Raw genomic sequence first — 17,388 nt, 5'->3', positions numbered from 1 at the left:
AACAGCTCTCACGGGCTGCCGATGGCAGCGATCGACGACGTCCAGCCGTGGCCATGGGTCGAACGTATCGAGGACACTGCCTATGTCAGCGAGTCGTACGACCGCGAGGAACCGCATCACCGCCGGGTACCTCGCCGCGGCGGGTCAAGCACACCCCCACCCGGTAAGACGCTGGACTGCCTCCTTCCGAGGCGAGCCGCCCTGGTCCACCGCCCACCGGGGCTCGCCGTCCCGCACGTGAGCGCGCTCTCGCCCCTCGATCGCCAGGTCCGCCTGGCATCCAGCGAATTCAGGCAAGGGAAAAGGGAGCGCCATGGATTTCGGCACCGCTATCGGGCGGTCCGGGAGGCAGTCCCGGTCTTCTGACTGTTCACCGGCCGGCATCCCTCCTACTGGGGGTCCGCACGACAGCCGCAGCGCACGGATCATCCCACTCCGTCGGCTGGAGGACGACGACGAGGGGACTGCCAGCGGTGGCCGCCGCAGTCACCCGGAGCCCTGCCACACCACCGGCATCCAAACGCCGCACGACTCGTTCGACGGCCACCAGGGCCGGATCGAATGGTCTGGTCCCAAAGCCTTTTGAAAGAGGGGGAGATGAGCGAAGTCGAGGAAGCCCTAGCGGCGGCTCGCGGTTGGTCGGCGCGCCACGGCGAGGCCGACGGGATCGAGGCCGTCACGGAGGCAGTGAATCTGCTACGCAGGGTCTGCCTGCGGGTGGGGCCCGCGGAGCGGTCCGGCCTGGAGGCCCACTGCGAGTTCGTCGCCGCCCTGACCGGCGCGTTCCGGGCGACCGGAGAGCCGGAACACCTGGAGCAAGCAGTCGCCCATGGGCGGCAACTGCTCTCCCTGGTGCCCGAGGGCGCGGGCCGCAGGCTCGCGCAGCGACGCTTGGGGGAGGCATTGCACCTCTGCTACGAGAAGGACGGGGACGTCGCAGCGCTCGCCGAGGGGGTTGCCGTGCTGCGCCGAGCGACAGCCGGCGAGCTGACCCCGATCGGCGAGGGATGGAGCGACACCGGGCTCGTCCTGGTTACGGCGCTGCGCCAGCTCTCCGATGAGGAGGACGACGGGGCCTTGCTTGCGGAGTCCGAAGAACTGGCACGTTCTGTGCTCGCCGCCGCGGCACCCGGAACGCCTGCCGTGACAGCGGCGGCCAACGCACTGGCGGTGACGCTCTGGTCGCGTTTCGACCGTTCGTCTCAGGTGCGCGACCTCGAAGGCGTGGTCGCCGTGCTGGACGACGGCGCCAGCCGGGCCGCGCGGACCGACCCACTGTATGTGCGGTGCGCCGCCAATCTCGGTCTGGCGCTGCGGGACCTGCACGGCCTCACCGGGGAGGCGTCGCACCTGCGGCGATCGGTCACCGTCCTGCGCGGCGTGCTCGCCGATGCGAGGACCGCGCACCCCGACAGCCAGGCGATCGCTGGCAACCTCGCGCTGGCCCTGCAGGATCTGGCTGAACTCACGGGTGACATCGACGTGTTGCGGGAGGCCGCCGCCGTGCTCACCAACGTGGTGGACTCGCTTGCATCCGACGACCCGGAGAGTCCACAGCAGTTGTCCAACCTCAGTGCCCTCTACCAGGACTTGTACGAGGAGACTTCGGACACCTCCCTCCTCGACCTGGCCGTTCGATGCTCCCAGGAGGCGCTGGAGAGGTCGGCGGCGGACCACCCGAGCAGGGCCGCCTTCCTGACCCACCTCGGCCTGGGCCTGCGGATGCGCTACGAGGCCGGCGGGGACCCCGAACTGCTGGCGCGGGCGATCGAGGCGGGCGCCGGAGCCGTCGCGCTCGCTGGGTCCGAGCATCCCAAGGCAGCGATATACCGCTCCAACCTCGGCATCGCGCTGCGCCTTTCGTACGAGTGCTGGGGGGATCCCGCGGCTTTGGAGAGCGCGATCGCCGAGTCCCGGGCTGCGCTAGCGGCCTCGGACGAGACCGACTCCCGACGGCCCGGTTACGCCTCCAACCTCGCCCTGGCGTTGTGGACCAGGCACGAGATCTCCGGCGACCTGGAAAGCCTGGACGAAGCCATCGGACTCAGCAGGCAGGCCCTCACGCTGACCTCGGAGGACAGCCACGACCACGCGCGCTACGCGACCAACCTCGGCTTGGCCCTGTGGACCAGCGGAGCACGCGGTGAACGCGGCAGGCTCGACGAGGCCGTCGGGATCCTGCGCGAGGTCACGCGCAGTTCGCCGCCGGACCACGCGGAGACCATCCGGTATCTGTCCAACCTGTCCAATGCCCTGCTCGCCCGCCACCGGCACTCGGGGGAACCAGCCGACCTCGACGAGGCCCTGGAGGTGGCCGAGGAGGCCGCAGCACGTACTCCGGTCCACCACGTCGAACGCCCGCGTATGCTCTCGAATCTCGGAACGCTGCTCCAGACGTGGGCAGTCGAGCGCGCGACGCCCGAGCCGTTCGACCGGGCCGTGGAGCTCTTCCGGCAGGCCATCGCCGAGTCGCCCGCAGGACACGCGGACAATGCGCTGTACCGCTTCAACCTCGGCGACGCTCTCAGGGAGCGCGCCTTCGCACTCCCCGGCCTTCCCCGTGCGGCTGCGGACCGCGCGGAGGCCCGCCTCGTCCTGGCGGAAGCCTCCGACCATGCCAAAGCACCCGTGTCCCTGCGCATCGAGGCCGCTTGGGCCGCGGCGCGCCTGGCGATGGAGGACAGCGACGAGACCTGGGCGTTGAAGCTCTTCGCCGCTGCGGTGGGCCTGTTGCCGCGCCTTGCGCCGCGCCACCTGGACCACCGCGATCGCGAACGGCACCTGGTCTCCTTCCTCGGCCTGGCGTCCGAGGCCGCGGCGTGCGCGCTCGCGGTTGGCGACCCGACACAGGCCCTGAGCCTGCTGGAGTGGGGGCGCGGCATCCTGGTCGACCAGATGGCCGACCCGTCGACCGCCCCCTCCGTCCTGGAACGACTCGCCAAGCCCCTCGCCCGACGCTTCACAGCGCTGCGCGGCGCCCTGGACCGCCCACCAGGGCCCGGTGACCCGGTCGACCGGCAGGCGCGCGACACGACTCACCAATTGGGCACCAGATGGGAGGAACTGCTGGCGGAGATCAGGGCGGTGCCGGGCCTGGAGCGGTTCCTGCTGCCTCCGACCCAGGATGAACTGCTGACGGCCGCAGCCGAGGGGCCGGTCGTCCTGGTCAACGTCTCCCGCTACGGCTGCGCCGCCCTGCTGATCGCCGACGGCGCCGTCACCGCGCTGCCGCTGCCCGCTCTCAGTCAGGAGCATGTCGCCCGGTACGCCGAGGACATGGACGTGTCGCTGCAACGCATCATGGAGACTGAGGGACCCGCCCGCCGCACTGCCGAACGTGCCTTCGACGCGGCCTTCTCGAACACAGTCGGCTGGCTGTGGGACACGGTGGCGGGCCCCGTGCTCGACGCCTTGGCCGACTTGTCAGCTGACCGGCCGTTCGCAGCGCCCCTCCGTGTGTGGTGGGTGCCCACCGGCCTGCTGTCGTCGCTGCCGGTGCACGCCGCCGGCAACGGTCCCGGCGCGAATGTGCTGGACCGGTGCGTGAGTTCGTACACCTCAACGGTCCGTTCGCTGCTGGCTGCGCGCCGCCGGGCGAAGGAAGCGCAGCCACCTCCCGACGGGCGGATGCTGCTGCTCAGCGGTGCCGCCGATTTGGATGTGGCGTCCGGCGAGAGCAGCGCGGTACTGACCCTGGTGCCGGACGTCCACCTGGTGGACGGCACCGCAGCAGGTGAGGAGGGTGTCCTGGCCGCATTGGCCGGCGCGTCGAGCGTCCACCTCATCAGCCACGCCGTGCACAACCCGGTGAATCCTTCGCTGGGCTATGTAGAACTCGGCGACGAGGACCTGGGGCTCACCAGGATCTCCCGATTGAGACCACCGCACGCCTGGCTTGCCTATCTGTCGGCCTGCGACACCGCCCGGCCCGGGCCGACACTGCCCGACGAATCACTCCACATCGCCTCGGCATTCCACATCGCCGGCTATCCGCACGTCGTGGCCACCATCTGGCCCACTGCGGACAGCGCCGCCGAAGAGGTCGCGCAGACGTTCTATCAACGGCTGGCATACTCCGGCTGGCGCGAGCAGCCCGCCGTCGCGCTCTGCGCAGCCGTCCGCGCGGCTCGTGCACACCATCCCGACCAGCCGTTGATGTGGGCGCCGTACCTGCACAGTGGAGCCTGACGGTGCGGGATACGCGAGACGAAGAACGACGAAGAGGAGAGACACGGATGGCTGGCGATCCGGTACAGCGTGACGACGACAGCAGGATCGCGCCCCTCCACGTGGTGGTGCGGGCGCTACCGGGTCGGGAAGCGGCCCATGAAGCTGCAGTCCTGCTCCGAGCTCTCCGTTCGGTGCCCGGTCTGCGGGTGCGCCTGGACGGCGGCGAGGGGCTCCACGACCTCGCTTCCCAGGTTGTCGGCGCCGACGTACTGCACCTGGTCGGTCCGCCGGACGACACGGTGCCCCTGCCCGGCACAAGGGCCGCATGGCGCGACGCTCTTCACAGTTGCAGTCCGCTGCGCGTCGTGCTCGACGGATGCGCCGCAACCGTGCTGCCGGCCGGCGAGCGAACCGACCCGCCCGATGGCGGCGACGGCGAGCTCGTCGACGTCTGCGAGCGAATGGGCCGCGCGAACGCTACCGCGTTCCTGCTGGCCTGGTACGCGCGGATCGCTGCGGGATCCCCGGAGGCGGAGGCTTTCGACCAGGCCTTTGCGGAGACGGGGATGGCCGAATTCCCCGAGCCCCTCCAGCCTTCGCGGACCGGAGGCCGGGAGTTGTCGAACGAGAACTACCGGGCCTCGGGCAATTGGACGGACGAACCCCGGGTGACCGTCTGGTACGGCACCAACAGGCGGCCGCAGGACCCGGACACCCAAGAGGCCGAGCCCTACGGAACGACTCCTGACGACAGCCTGCACACAGGCTGCTGCGTCGTCTCTGTCCCCAAGGCCATGCAGCTCGGCCGCCTCCGGCAGCGGCGCTCGCGGTCCCTTGGCCAGGACAGGCTGCGGCTCCTTGAGCACCGGGCGATGGCCGGGGAGGCGTACTGGCAGGCGCTACGGGACGCACTGCACGCGGCCGCGGAGCCGGGAGAGGGGTGCATCCTCCTCTATCTGCACGGCTACCGCACCCTCTTCACCGAAGCGGCGCTCCGTGCGGCCCAGTTGCACGCGGACCTCAAGGTGCCGGGTGTGACCGCCTTCTTCAGCTGGCCCTCGCTGGGCCGCACCGGCGGCTATCTGGTCGATGAGGACACCGTGCAACACGCGGAGCGGCATCTGTGCCGCTTCCTGCGGGACCTGTGTGTCCTTTCGGGGGCCAGAAAAGTGCATGTGCTCGCCCACAGCATGGGCAACAGGGCGATGCTGCGGGTGGCGATGCGCGTGGTCGAACACACCTCTGCCACTGAGGGGATCGCCCTGGGCCAGGTCATCCTCGCCGCCCCGGACGTGGGTGCCCAGTTCTTTGGCGCCGAGGCCGTCGCCTACCGCCCGGTGGCCGACGGCACCACCCTCTACGTGTCGTCCAAGGACAAGGCACTGCGCAGCTCCGGCATCCTGCACGGCTCCCCACGCGCCGGATTCGCACCTCCGCTCACCCTGATGGACGGCATCCACACCATCGAGACCGACACCGTGGACCTGACCATGCTGGGCCACGGCTACTTCGCGCAGGCCCGCCCCGTCCTCGCGGACATCCACGACCTGCTCCACGGTGCCCGCCACCCGTCGGCTCGCATGGGCCTGCGTCCAGGAGACGCCGGTCCCAACCACTGGGTCTTCCGCGACTGACGGGCACTGGCAGGCTCTTCAGGGTGGCTGTGTCTACCAGCGCGGGGCTTGCCACCGCGCCGCCCCTGCAGGTGCGGCAAGTGCCCCGTTCCTTGATGATCTGGTTGCGCTTGGAACAGGTCGCGACCTGACATGTTGTCGTTCCCCGGGGAGATCGCGGATGCCGTCAGTTGTCAGGCTGTTGGAACATCGGGAGCTCACCGCTCACCGTCGCGTGGACGAGCTGCGAGGAGGCGACCGCGTCCACGCCGAGCTTGGTTATGGCCGAGCAGGCCTGACAGGAGTGGACATTGCCCGATCGTGGGTCGGCGGGATACTGACCCTGGGTGGCGATAGGGTCATCGTCCCGGATGCCACCAATAGCGTGCGGGATCCAGATCCCGCAGCCGGTGCGTCCTGAAAAGCCGACGGCAGCGGCGAAGCCGAAGTCGAAGGTACCGGTGTGGCGCGCGGGGCTGGCCTGGCCGGAGCTGTCGGTGGACTCCCAACGCATCCTGCAGGTCCTGGCCGACCGGGGCTGGCTCAGCCAAGGGCTGCCGAACTGCCAGGAGAGGGCCGCCACATTGAGCTGAGAACCCGGCGTGCCGCAGGCCCCGCGGAAGCCAGCGGAGACGAAGACCAGGCCCTGGTCCACGACTACCGTCTCAGGCACGATCACTGACCGCACCGAATCGAAGGCGTCCCCTCTGGGGAGGGTGTGGAGCTCACTTGACTGGGATTTCCAAGTTCCGCGTACAGGAACAGCCTGCGCGCGGTTCCCTCTGAAGTACCAGGTTCTGGCAGCAACGCCGGGCGAGAGTCGACCTGAAGGGCAATATCATGGCATGTGCATGTGAGAAGGACCGCGGTGCGGGCAACAAGTGCGCTCACTGCAAGGAAGGCAACCACAAGGCCTGCTCGTCGTTCGGCAAGTGCTCCTGAGCTGAGTCTGCACTAGAAGTTGCTCGGTGAGGCGTGCTGTCCGACTGGCTGCACACCTCGCCGATGCAGGCAGGCCCCGGATTAGGAGATCTTGCAGGTAGATCGGACGGGCACCCTCGGCTACGCGCGCTGACATGAGAAGCGCCCGTCGACACGAGGACGCTGTGGAGGTCGAACAAGCAACCTCACGCGGCCGTCTGCCCTCATCGGGAGCTCCGCCCTGAGCCCCCTGTGATCTTGCGGAACTCCCGAGGCGGCCCCTCCGGTGGACAGCCGGTGGGCAGACGCCTTTGGACCGTGCATCACGGGGTGGCACGGGTCAACCTGTCGCGCGTCCTCTGATCAGGCAAAACGTCACTACAAAGCACGACGAGTCACCACGCAACACGATCGCTCATGGTCTCGTAATGCGTAGGTCTCGGGTTCGAATCCCGAAGGTGGCTCAATTTGGCCCCGTATGTCCGATTCAAATCGGACATACGGGACGCTCGCGTCGGGCCTCCGGCGCCCACTGCCGACCATCTGTCAGCTAGCGATTGCATAAACATGCAGGTCAGAGGCTTGCCCCCGTGATGGGACCTACGCCGCAGAAATCCGTAGGTTGCGGGCATCGCCGAAGTGGGCAGTCGCAAGTTCGCAGGTCACCGGCTTGTAGACAGTGCGCACGGCAAGGCTGTGACCTGCGCACCCGCAGACCGCATGTCATCCATGTCGGCTAGTGCAACGGCCTTTCGTTCAGGGCGAGTTGGCTTCGAGAGCCCTGGGTTCTGCCGCCCAGTACACATTTAGTACACATTGATTCCGATCTCGGGTTCGGGGACCGGAGTGCGCTCGGTTCGTCTGGGTTTCGCGTACAGGTGGGCTGCGACGGTCCTGTCCGATGGAGCCAAGGACACACCATGATCGCGGTCCTGGACGACGGACAGGCCAGCCACGACCTGACGCACGGCCAGCTGCCATGCCCTACCTGCCACAGCCCGCTGCGGCCCTGGGGCAGCGCGCGTCAGTGCCCCGTCCGCCAGGCCGACGGCAGCACCCGCCAGGTCCGCCCGCAGCGAGCCCGTTGCCGCACCTGCCGACACACCCACGTCCTCCTCCCCGCCGCCTGCCCCGGTTAGGGACAGTTCGGGTGTCTCACCGCTCCGCCCTGTCTCAAGCCGCGCTGGGCACGCCGTCTACGCAAGGACTGCAGTTGGGGAGCCCATTGCCGTGGTTGAAGCCGGGAGGCGTGCCAGACAGCTAGGGGCGGCGGCCTTGACGCGATGCCATGCAGTGCATCTATTGTACTAGGACCCTAGATGAATAGAGGACTGGTGATCGACTTCCGGCTGGACGCCCACTCCGGCGTCGCCCCGTACCTGCAGATCGTTCAGCAGGTACGGCAGGCGCTGCTGTTGGGCCTGTTGACCGAGGGCGACCAGCTGCCCACGGTCAAACAGGTCGTGGCCAAGGTCGCGATCAACCCGAACACCGTCCTCAAGGCCTACCGGGAGCTCGAGCACGAGGGCCTGGCGGCGCCAAAACCCGGTGTCGGCACCTTCATCACCCGTTCCCTGAGCCAGGCCTCGCTCGCCGAACAGGAACCGCTGCGCCAGGACCTGGTGGCCTGGCTGGCCCGGGCCCGTGCAGCGGGCCTGACCGACGCGGGGATCCAGGCCCTGTTCCACAACACCTTCCGCAACACCGCCGAAGAGGACAGATGACCGCGATCGTCGAAGCCCACGCGCTGGGCAAGCGCTACGGACAGCGCCAGGCACTGTCCGAATGCACCTTGGACATCCCCTCCGGGCACGTGGTCGGCCTCGTCGGCCCGAACGGCGCGGGTAAGTCCACCCTGCTGAAACTGGCCTGCGGCATGCTCACCCCCACCACCGGAAGCGTCACCGTGCTCGGGTCCCGCCCCGGGGCGGGCCCCGAGCAGGTGGCCCGGGTCGGCTTCGTCGCCCAGGACACCCCGGTCTACCCCGGCCTGTCGGTCGCCGACCACCTCAAGCTCGGTGCACGCCTCAACCCCCGCTGGGACCAGGCCTTCGCCGCCCAGCGCATCGAGAGCCTGGGACTGGATCCCGCGCAGAAGGCCGGCAGGCTCTCGGGCGGCCAACGCGCCCAGCTCGCGCTGACGGTCGCCACCGGTAAACGACCGGACCTGCTGATTCTGGACGAGCCAGTGGCGAGCCTGGACCCGCTGGCCCGGCGCGACTTCCTGCGGCACCTCATGGAAGGAGTCGCCGAACAGGGCACCAGCGTGATTCTCTCCTCCCACCTCATCTCCGACCTGGAACGGGTGTGCGACTACGTGATCGTGCTGGCGGCGGGTCGCGTGCGCCTGGCCGGAGAGGTCGAGGAGCTCACTGGCGACCACCATCGGATCGTCTGCTCGCGCCGCGACCCCGACACCCTGCCCCCCGGCCTGGACCTCGTCCACGCCGAGCACACCGAACGCCAGAGCACATTCCTCGTGCGCAGCGCGGCCCCGGTACCCGCGGGCGACTGGGCGGTGGAACCGGTCGGCCTGGAGGACCTGGTGTTGACCTATATGGAACGTGCCGTCGCCTCGGGTGACCGCTCCACCGCGCAGAACCCGGAGACCACGCGATGATCTGGCTCACCTGGCGCCAATTCCGCATCCAGGCCCTCGCGGCAGCCACCGTCCTTGCGGCAGCCGCGATCTACCTCCTGGTCACCGGCCAGCAGATGCACCACGCCTACACGGTCGCCGAGGCCGCGTGCAGACAGCCCCGCAGCCAGTGCGGCCTGATCCTCCAACAGTTCCAGCAGGCGCACAACGGGCCCCTGCAACTGTTCCAGCTCCTCCTGCTCGCCATGCCGCCCCTGATAGGCGTCTTCTGGGGCGCTCCGCTGATCGCCTCGGAGCTGGAGCGCGGCACGCACCGCATGACCTGGAACCAGAGCATCACCCCCATGCGGTGGCTCACCGTCAAACTCACCGCCGTTGGCCTTGCGGCCATCGCGACCTCCGGGTCATTCAGCCTCCTGGTCACCTGGTGGGCCAGTCCGCTTGACCATGTCGCCGACAGCCGGTTCGGCGCGGTCACCTTCGCCACCCGCAACATCGTGCCGCTGGGGTACGCGGCGTTCGCGTTCGCCCTCGCCACAGCGCTCGGCCTCGCCTTCCGGCGCGTCCTGCTGGCCATGGCTCTCACCCTCGCCGTGTTCGTCGGCCTTCAGGTCCTGTTCGCCACCCAGGTCCGGCCCAACCTGCTGCCGTCGACCGTCAGCCAACCGGCGGTCAACGCCAGCCTGCTCAGCCAGGCCGGCGGCATCGGAAGCGATGGCGGCAACGACCTTCTCACCGTCTTCAACCCCGGGCCGGCCGGTGCCTGGATCCAGTCCGGAGGCAACGTCCTGAACAGCCAGGGACAGCAGATCTCCTTCAGCGAGGTCAGCACCTGCATGAACGGTGGGCCACAGGGCATGGCGGCGATCGGCGACTGCCTGGCACCACACGACCTGCACATCGACCTCACCTACCAGCCCGGCAGCAACTACTGGCCGCTGCAGTGGTACGAAACCGGCATCTACCTGGCACTGGCCGCACTGTTCAGCGGGGCCTGCTTCTGGCGTATCCGTCGACACCACGACTGACCGGCACAGGCGTGGCCGGGCCGGGGAGCTTGCTCCCTGGCCCGGCTTTTTCAGTGCCCGAGCGGGTCAGCTGTGAGTGGACGGGTTCGCGGCGGGTTCAGCATTGCCGCTGTGACCCTCTGCATCGTGGTGGCGAAGCTGCTGAGGCGGTGTCGCCCCTCTTCTCTTCCACGCCCGTTGCAGGGTACTGAACAATGTCTGCATCGGCGGGTCGTGAACAATCCCTCGCCGCGGTGGCCCTGCTCGTCCGCGCCGGACCCCTGACCGCCCCCGCCTCGCGCGGCGACCTGGCCACCGTATGAGGGCGCACACCGGCCTCCGCGAGAGACTCGCCCTCAACGCAGTCAGGTAGGCGGCGCCGGTAGAGGCTAGGACGGGCCAGGTCAGCCGGGGCTGGTCGGAGGCGGTGGAGGCGTCTCATATGCGCCGGCCGCTGGCCTCGCACCCCACCGGCTCCGGTCCGGTGGGACCGGCCCCGGGGGGGGTGTTCGCCGTGCCGGTGCCGAACCGCGCCGGGTCCGAGTGGGGGACGGTCGTGGCCAGGGACCGCCGCGGTGCCGTCGCTGCCCCGGTGCGGCGCGTGAACCCGGCTGTCGGTCCGGTAGACAGCAGTCGTCGAGGCTGCCGTCCGGATCATCCACGCTGTTGGTGGGCATCCCGGCGTTCCGGCCGGGCAGGCGCAGAATGTCTACACTGTGTAGTAGCTTGGGTTTGAGGATTGCGCCGGAGTTGCGATGCCTGCTGTCGTGTCGCTGCCACAGCCGATCCGGCCGCTGCTAGATCGCCGGCGCGGCCGCACGGCGGCACTGAGGGGAGTGAGGGACGGATGAGTGATCCGGTGCGCAGTGGCGGGCGGCGGCCTGCGGGCCGATTGGAGGGTGACGTGCTCGGTGTGCTGTGGGCCGCGCCGGGCGCTTTGACGGCGGCTCAGGTCAATGAGGCGCTGCCGGGGGAGCTGGCCTACACCACCGTGATGACGATTCTGTCCAGGCTGTACGACAAGGGCATGCTCACGCGTCAGCGGCTGGGTCGCGGGTACGCGTATACCCCGGTTCGTGACGAGGCCGAGCACACAGCGGAGCACATGGTCTCGCTGCTGGAGCACGGCTCGGACCGCCAGGCGGTGCTGGCCCGCTTCGTCTCGGACCTCTCCCTGCAGGACGAGCAGTTGCTCCAGCAGCTGCTGCGCGGGGACCAGGGGCAGTAATCCGGTGCGTATCAGCGTCTACGTCCCGTTCGCGGTCAGTACCCTGCTCGCGTTCCTCGCCCCGCGGATGGTACGCAGGCTGCCGCCGCGCGCCGGGTCCTGGGTGCTGATCACCGCTGCGGTCGTGGCCGTTGCCGGGTGGGCCGGGGCGCTGGCCCTGCTGGCGTTCATCGGGTTCGGACAGATTCCGCTGGTGGCCTTCCTCGGGCAGTGGTCGACCGGAGTGCTGCATGCCGCCGATCCGCTGCCGGGCAGCGTCGCGGCCGGGTGCGGCCTGGTCCTAGCGGTGATGACCATCGCCCTGGGGCGCGCGTCCTGGCTGCGCGGGCGCGCACTGGTCCGGGCCTACCGGGACTGCCATCGCCTGCCCGGCGACGGGGAACTCGCAGTGATCGACGACGAGCGCCTGGAGGCATTTGCGCTGCCGGGGCTGCCGGGACTGGCGGTGCCGGTGGGGACCCGTGGGCGGATCGTGGTCTCCACCGGCATGCTGCAGACCCTGGCGCCAGCTGAGCGCGAGGCGCTGGTGGCCCACGAGCGCAGCCACCTGCGCCACCAGCACCACTTCTTCCTGGTCACCCTGCAACTGGCCGCCGCCGCCTGCCCGCTGCTGCGGCCCCTGGCCACCGAGGGCGCCTACACCGTGGAACGCTGGGCCGACGAGGACGCCGCCACCGCCGTCGGCGACCGCGCCACCGTGGCCCGCGCCGTGGCCCGCGCCGCCCTGGCCAAGACCGCCGCAGGGCGCGTGTCCGCGCTGCTGGCCGCGACCGGCGGCCCGGTCCCGCGCCGGGTGAAAGCGCTGCTCGTCCCGCCGCCCGCACACCGGAGGATGCCGCTGGTGGCCTTCACGCTGCTGCTGGCCCTGTCCTGCGGCAGCCTGGCCGAGGCCGCCCACGACACCGACAGGCTGTTCGAGCATGCCGAGACCGCCGCCACTGCCCCGGCCGACCCGTACACGTGGTGAGGCCCCGGTCCGAACGCGACCATTTCCCAGTGCTCAGACGTCACAGGCTGGCGGGGATCGGGGCCGGAACAGCTGGCCAGTGCAGTGGGTCCACCGGCACGGGGGTGACCCGATTGTCCGGCTCGGTCCAATGCATGGGGTACTGCGCAGCACCAGCCACAGGACAACCGTCGTGCCGAGTGCGGAACAGCCGCAGGCCCGGATTGAAAGGAGACGGAGGAATCGGGCCCACACGGAGCCCCGCGCCTCCAACGACCCATGACTTCGATTGCTCGCCATGCCCGTTCCGGCAGTGCCGCCACCGGTTCCCCCGGTCTTCCTGGTGGCGCGCTTCGCGTGCCCGGGATCGTCGCCGCGTTCTGGATCGTCAAGGGACTGTCGACGGCGGTGGGTGAGGGGGCCTCTGACTACCTGGTCCAGGCCATGGCGCCGCAGCTCGCCGTCGTGCTGGGCTTCGCCGCGTTCCTGATCGCTCTGGCGCTCCAGTTCCGGATGGCCCGCTACTGGGCCTGGACGTACTGGTTCGCCGTCGTCATGGTCGGCATCTTCGGCACCATGGCCGCCGACGTGATGCACGTGGCCCTCGGCGTTCCCTACACCGCCTCCAGCGTCCTGTACGCGGTGCTGCTGCTCGCCGTGTTCTGGCTGTGGCGGCGTACCGAGGGCACCTTGTCGATCCACAGCATCGACACCCGGCGGCGCGAGGCGTTCTACTGGGCCACGGTCGTGGCCACCTTCGCCATGGGCACCGCGGTCGGCGACTTCACCGCCTTCACCCTGCACCTGGGCTACTTCACCTCCGCGGCGGTGTTCGCCGCGCTGATCCTGGTCCCGGCCGCGGGGTACCGGTGGCTGGACTGGAATCCGGTGTTCTGTTTCTGGGCCGCCTACGTCCTGACCCGACCGCTCGGCGCCTCGATCGCCGACGGCCTGGGCAAGCCCCGCTCTGTCGGCGGTGTCGGCCTTGGTGACGGACCGGTGGTACTGGCCCTCGGTGCCCTGATCGTGCTGCTGGTCGCGTACCTCGCGGCCAGCAAGGTGGACGTCCAGCGTCGGTCGGCCCCCGCCGTGGGAGAGGGGTCGCTCCCCGGGATCGCGTAGTGAACAGGACCGACCACACGGCTGGCGGACCGGGGGCGTGCCCGGCTGTGCCACGTCGCAGGCCAAGCCCGCGGCTACCTCCCCCGGGCACGTTTTGCTGGCGCTGGTACCACCGCGTCAGTTGCCGCAGGCGCGCTCGTCTGGCCCATTCGGGGCTCACCTGCGGGAAATGGCCGGGCTGCTCAGTGGGTTGGTCCGAGCGCTTCGATCACCTCGTCGGGGCGTATGGCCGGATGCCGTGGTCGCGTAGGGGGCCGACCTTCCAGCCCTGGACCTGGCAGGTGTCCAGCAGGGCGGGCAGTGCGCCCAGGGCAGAGCGCCAGGAGGCAGGGGCGGAGGTGCAGTCGGAGTCGTGGAGCAGGATCGTGCCGTCCCCGTGCAGGTCGGACATGACGGTGTCGTGGACCTGGCCGGGGGCGGCGTGGCAGCTCCAGTCCCGGCCCCAGGCGGTCCACAGCACCGGGGTCAGCCCGAGCCTGCGGCAGGCCAGGTGGGCGGCGGCGCTCATGACACCGTACGGGGGGCGGAAGAGGCGCGGCGCCTGGCCGGCCAGGTCGGCGATGGTGCCGATGGCTCGGGTGAGGTCCTCGTAGGTGGCACGGGGGCCGCGCAGCGGCAGAGGTCGGTGGGTCCAGCCGTGGACGGCGATCTCGTGGCCGGCGTCGGCGATCTCGCGCACCAGCGCGGGGGCGGCGGCGGCCCGCGAGCCCAGGACGAAGAAGGTGGCGTGCACGCCGCGGTCCTGGAGCAGGTCCAGGAAGCGTGGGGTGGACAGTGGTCCGGGCCGTCGTCGAAGGTGAGGGCTACGCGGTGGGGTTCGCCGATGCCGGCCAGGCGCGGCATGGCTCTGGTGCGCAGGGGCCGGCAGGCGGACAGCGCCGGGGCGGCGTGTACGACGGCGAGTGCCGTAGCCGCGGTGGCCGCGATACCGAAACCGGTGCGGCGCGCTCGGGCCGGGGTCACCGGTCCTTGCCCTGGGCGAGAGCGGTGAGTGTGCCGGGGGACAGCGTGTGCAGGAGTCGGCGCAGGGCGGCGTCGAGAGCGGCCGGCTGGCCGGTGCCGCATTCCAGGAGGATCACCTGCCCCAGTGCGGTACTTCCAGGAGCGGTGGTGCAGGCGAGTCGGGTTGTGGGGACGACCAGGTGCTCGCGGTGGTAGGCGGCGAGTGCGAGATCGACGGCGTCCACATCGGTGCTGGACAGGAAGTAGCCGGGGACCTTCCCGGTGGCCGCGTGCAGGGCGTCGGCTCCGGCGGCGAGGCTGCCGCGGCGGGTGAGGATGCCGGTGGCGTAGGGGGTGCCGTAGCCGGCGTTGACCAGTGTCAGTCCGGCCGAGGCCAGGTGGCGGATCTCGGCGGGGTCGGCGGCGGCCTGCGTGGCGTCGATGGCCACCGCCGCGTGGGCGGCCACCAGGTCCCGGATCGTCGCATCGTCCAGCCGGTGACCCCGCGGCGGGTGCACCACCAGGAAGGACCGGTCGGCCCGGCTGGTGCTCAGGGTGTCGAATCCGCCGTAGGCGACCGCGAGTTCGGTGCCGCCGGTGGACAGCCAGGTCGCTGCGGCCAGGGCGGCCGCCGTGAACGCGAGCTTGCGGCGCGGTCGGCGGGACACTGACGCGGCAGCGGGTGAAGCAGCCGCAAGCCCCGCCGCTGCCGCGTGCTCGATGGCCCGGGTCGGGCCGTTGGCCTGCTGGTGCAGGGCCAGGCCGGCCTGCCGGTTCCGCTGCCCCGCCGGTCCTCCTGCGAGGTCACGCAGGACGGCGCCAAGGCGGGCGGGTTCGCGGATCCAGGGGGCGAGTCCGGCCTGCTGGAGCGCTGCGGCGTTGGTCTGCCCGTGGCCGGGTATGCAGCGGTAGCTGGCCACCGGCAGTCCGCAGGCCAGCGCCTCCAGGGAGGTCAGGCCGCCCGCGTTCTGCACCAGCACGTCGCAGGCGTGCATCAGGCCGGGCATGTCGGACACCCACCCGAAGGCGTGCTCGATCCCCTGGTCCCGCAGCCGGTCGGCCAGGGCCTGGTTGCGTCCGCAGACCACCACCGGCACCGCAGCACCGCTGTCGCGGACCTCGGCGGCCACCCGCGCGACCTCGCCCACCCCCCAGGACCCGGCCACCAGCAGTGCCAGGGTCGCCCGGTCGGGCAGGCCGAAGCGGCTCCGTGCCTCGTGGCGCTGCTGGGTGGTGGCGGGGTTGAAGCGCGGGTCCACGACCGGGCCGCATACCGCGACGTGTTCCGCGCCCAGGGCGCGGGCCTGGGCGGCGGGGATGTCGTGGGCGGCCAGGTGCAGGTCGATGCCGGGGGCCACCCACAGCGGGTGGACCGACAGGTCGGTCAGGTAGGTCAGGGCCGGGACGGCGAGACGGCCGGTGCGGCGCAGCCGACCCAGGACCTGACTGGCACCGGGGTAGGTCGACACCACCGCGCGGGTGCCCGCGGGCAGGGCCCGCAGGGTGCGGCGCTCGGCGGTCCGCAGGAAGGCCCGGGCCAGGCGCCCCGGGCGCCGGGCGCGGTCGGTGCTGGCGTAGATGCGCTGGTAGGACCACGGGGCCACCGTCAGCAGGCGGTGGTAGGCGCCGCTGACCAGACGGCCCAAGCGGGCCGGGAGCAGGTCCAGGAAGTCGAGCCGGTCCACCGCCCAGCCCTGCTCCAGCAGACGGCGGGCGAGCTGGTCGGCGGCTCCGTCGTGGCCCGCGCCCACGCTCGCGGAGATGACCGTGATCCGCCCCCGTTCCTCGCGCGCGGGCCGCGGCGCGGGCACGGCGGACACGGTGTCGAGCAGGCTGGCGCGTGGTGCCATCGACCAGACTCCGAACTAGTGGGGAAGCAGACCGCGGGCGACCCCCGCCGCCGACCCGGGCGCCGCGGCTCGGCGGGAGCGCCCGGAGGTCTCCGGTCGTGGTGGTCGCACGCAGCGGCTGCAGGGCAGGCGCGGCACCCGACACTCTACATGCTGTAGTAGACGGGGCGTCCCGCCCGCCGTGCCCCCTGCCGCGTACTGGATGTCTACATCGTGTAGTAGCTTGGAGTTGACCTTTGCGACTGGAGTTCCCGTGCCCGCTGCCGTATACCCGTCCCGGGCCGAGCGCGTGCTGGGCCGCAGCGCCGCCGCGCTCGTCTACTGCGACGCCCGCATCGCCTGCTGGTCAGCCCGCTCGCAGCGGGCCCTGAGGCGCGCGCACACGCTGGCCTGCGCGTTGGCCATGACCGCGTTGGCGTCGGTACTGCTCGCGCAGGATCCAGAGCGGGGCGTGCTGGTAGCCGCCCTCGTGCTCGCCGCGGCGGGGTCGTGGACAACGGGCCGGCGGCAGGCGGTTCGCGACGGGCTCGAATCCTCGGTCCACCAGGCGCGGGACCGATAGCCGATCCGGTGCGTGTCGGCGGCGGCCGGGCCCACGGCCGAACTCGATACGGATGCGCTGAGGCACCCTGGACGGCGGCCCGCGTCAACCAGCCAGCCGGGCGCCCGGTGCGCACCACGCCCGCAGCCGGCTGGCGAACACTGACGGCTCGGCAGCGACGACGAGTACAGCGCGCGGCGCAGAGGTGGCAGCCACAGAGGTACTTTGCCCGGCGTTCCGTTCGGTCAGTGCGCCGCATAGCGGTGATGCCGACTCGATTCGATCCGGTAGTGGCCGGCGAACACCCTCGTCCCGGGTGCCTGCGCGGCGGGCTCCACGTCCAGAGGGCCGAAGCGGGCCAGGAGCGGGGAGGCCACCGGGATGGTGTGCAGGCACGGCAGCAGCCAGGTGCGCCACAGCCTGGCCAGCAAGATGATCGCGGAGGCGGG

At 70.7% G+C, this 17,388-nt stretch carries 14 protein-coding genes; 9 read left to right on the top strand and 5 right to left on the bottom strand.

The annotated features are described in order from the left end of the window. The first annotated feature begins 597 nt into the window (after window positions 1-597). Window positions 598-4,188 carry a CHAT domain-containing tetratricopeptide repeat protein gene (locus TR46_RS27745; RefSeq protein WP_042406258.1) on the top strand — a complete coding sequence of 1,197 codons (3,591 nt, stop codon included), beginning with the start codon at window positions 598-600 and terminating at the stop codon, window positions 4,186-4,188. 116 nt (window positions 4,189-4,304) lie between these two features. On the opposite strand, the gene TR46_RS42605 is transcribed toward TR46_RS27745, so the two are convergent. Then, the gene (locus TR46_RS42605; RefSeq protein ID WP_161790211.1) at window positions 4,305-4,445 is read right to left on the bottom strand and encodes a hypothetical protein; all 141 of its coding nucleotides are present in this window, start codon (window positions 4,443-4,445) and stop codon (window positions 4,305-4,307) included. 90 nt (window positions 4,446-4,535) lie between these two features. On the opposite strand from TR46_RS42605, the gene TR46_RS38310 reads away from it, so the two are divergent. After that, a complete protein-coding gene (locus TR46_RS38310; protein WP_152626709.1) occupies window positions 4,536-5,804 on the top strand; it encodes an alpha/beta hydrolase in 1,269 nt (422 codons plus the stop codon). A gap of 166 nt (window positions 5,805-5,970) precedes the next feature. Here TR46_RS38310 and TR46_RS27735 read toward each other — a convergent pair whose 3' ends face one another. After that, a complete protein-coding gene (locus tag TR46_RS27735) occupies window positions 5,971-6,438 on the bottom strand; it encodes a hypothetical protein (RefSeq protein WP_042406254.1) in 468 nt (155 codons plus the stop codon). Window positions 6,439-8,023: 1,585 nt separating this feature from the next. On the opposite strand from TR46_RS27735, the gene TR46_RS27730 reads away from it, so the two are divergent. From TR46_RS27730 to TR46_RS27705, 6 genes are all read left to right on the top strand, one after another. Continuing rightward, on the top strand, window positions 8,024-8,428 hold the full coding sequence (locus TR46_RS27730) for a GntR family transcriptional regulator (RefSeq protein WP_201776452.1): 405 nt from the start codon (window positions 8,024-8,026) through the stop codon (window positions 8,426-8,428). Continuing rightward, entirely contained in the window at window positions 8,425-9,324 is a 900-nt protein-coding gene (locus TR46_RS27725) for an ABC transporter ATP-binding protein (RefSeq protein WP_042406248.1), read from the top strand. The genes TR46_RS27730 and TR46_RS27725 overlap by 4 nt, the downstream gene beginning before the upstream one ends. Continuing rightward, entirely contained in the window at window positions 9,321-10,331 is a 1,011-nt protein-coding gene (locus TR46_RS27720) for an ABC-2 membrane transporter-related protein (protein ID WP_042406246.1), read from the top strand. Before TR46_RS27725 ends, TR46_RS27720 begins: the two co-directional genes overlap by 4 nt. Before the next feature lie 826 nt (window positions 10,332-11,157). Beyond that, window positions 11,158-11,538, top strand: a complete 381-nt coding sequence (locus tag TR46_RS27715) for a BlaI/MecI/CopY family transcriptional regulator (RefSeq protein ID WP_042406243.1) — start codon at window positions 11,158-11,160, stop codon at window positions 11,536-11,538. Window positions 11,539-11,542: 4 nt separating this feature from the next. Further along, window positions 11,543-12,505, top strand: a complete 963-nt coding sequence (locus tag TR46_RS27710) for a M56 family metallopeptidase (protein ID WP_042406242.1) — start codon at window positions 11,543-11,545, stop codon at window positions 12,503-12,505. A 336-nt stretch (window positions 12,506-12,841) separates the two neighbouring features. Further along, complete coding sequence (locus TR46_RS27705) at window positions 12,842-13,606, top strand: COG4705 family protein (RefSeq protein ID WP_052433141.1); 765 nt, start codon at window positions 12,842-12,844, stop codon at window positions 13,604-13,606. A 208-nt stretch (window positions 13,607-13,814) separates the two neighbouring features. Here the strand turns inward: TR46_RS27705 and TR46_RS44615 are convergent, their stop codons facing one another. Together TR46_RS44615 and TR46_RS27695 are read right to left on the bottom strand one after the other, a co-directional pair. After that, on the bottom strand, window positions 13,815-14,339 hold the full coding sequence (locus TR46_RS44615) for a polysaccharide deacetylase family protein (protein WP_236655543.1): 525 nt from the start codon (window positions 14,337-14,339) through the stop codon (window positions 13,815-13,817). A gap of 226 nt (window positions 14,340-14,565) precedes the next feature. Beyond that, window positions 14,566-16,398 carry a glycosyltransferase gene (locus TR46_RS27695; RefSeq protein ID WP_152626708.1) on the bottom strand — a complete coding sequence of 611 codons (1,833 nt, stop codon included), beginning with the start codon at window positions 16,396-16,398 and terminating at the stop codon, window positions 14,566-14,568. Window positions 16,399-16,651: 253 nt separating this feature from the next. Here TR46_RS27695 and TR46_RS41430 point away from each other — a divergent pair, with 253 nt between their 5' ends. Next, complete coding sequence (locus tag TR46_RS41430; protein ID WP_042406240.1) at window positions 16,652-16,960, top strand: hypothetical protein; 309 nt, start codon at window positions 16,652-16,654, stop codon at window positions 16,958-16,960. Between the two features lie 224 nt (window positions 16,961-17,184). Here TR46_RS41430 and TR46_RS27685 read toward each other — a convergent pair whose 3' ends face one another. After that, window positions 17,185-17,370, bottom strand: a complete 186-nt coding sequence (locus TR46_RS27685) for a hypothetical protein (RefSeq protein ID WP_042406237.1) — start codon at window positions 17,368-17,370, stop codon at window positions 17,185-17,187. Between the last annotated feature and the right edge of the window lie 18 nt (window positions 17,371-17,388).

It is taken from the genome of Streptacidiphilus carbonis, assembly GCF_000787775.1.
In the GTDB taxonomy this organism is placed as follows: domain Bacteria; phylum Actinomycetota; class Actinomycetes; order Streptomycetales; family Streptomycetaceae; genus Streptacidiphilus; species Streptacidiphilus carbonis.
Note: the sequence above shows the minus strand (reverse complement) of the source record. Positions and strands in the feature narration are given on the sequence as shown.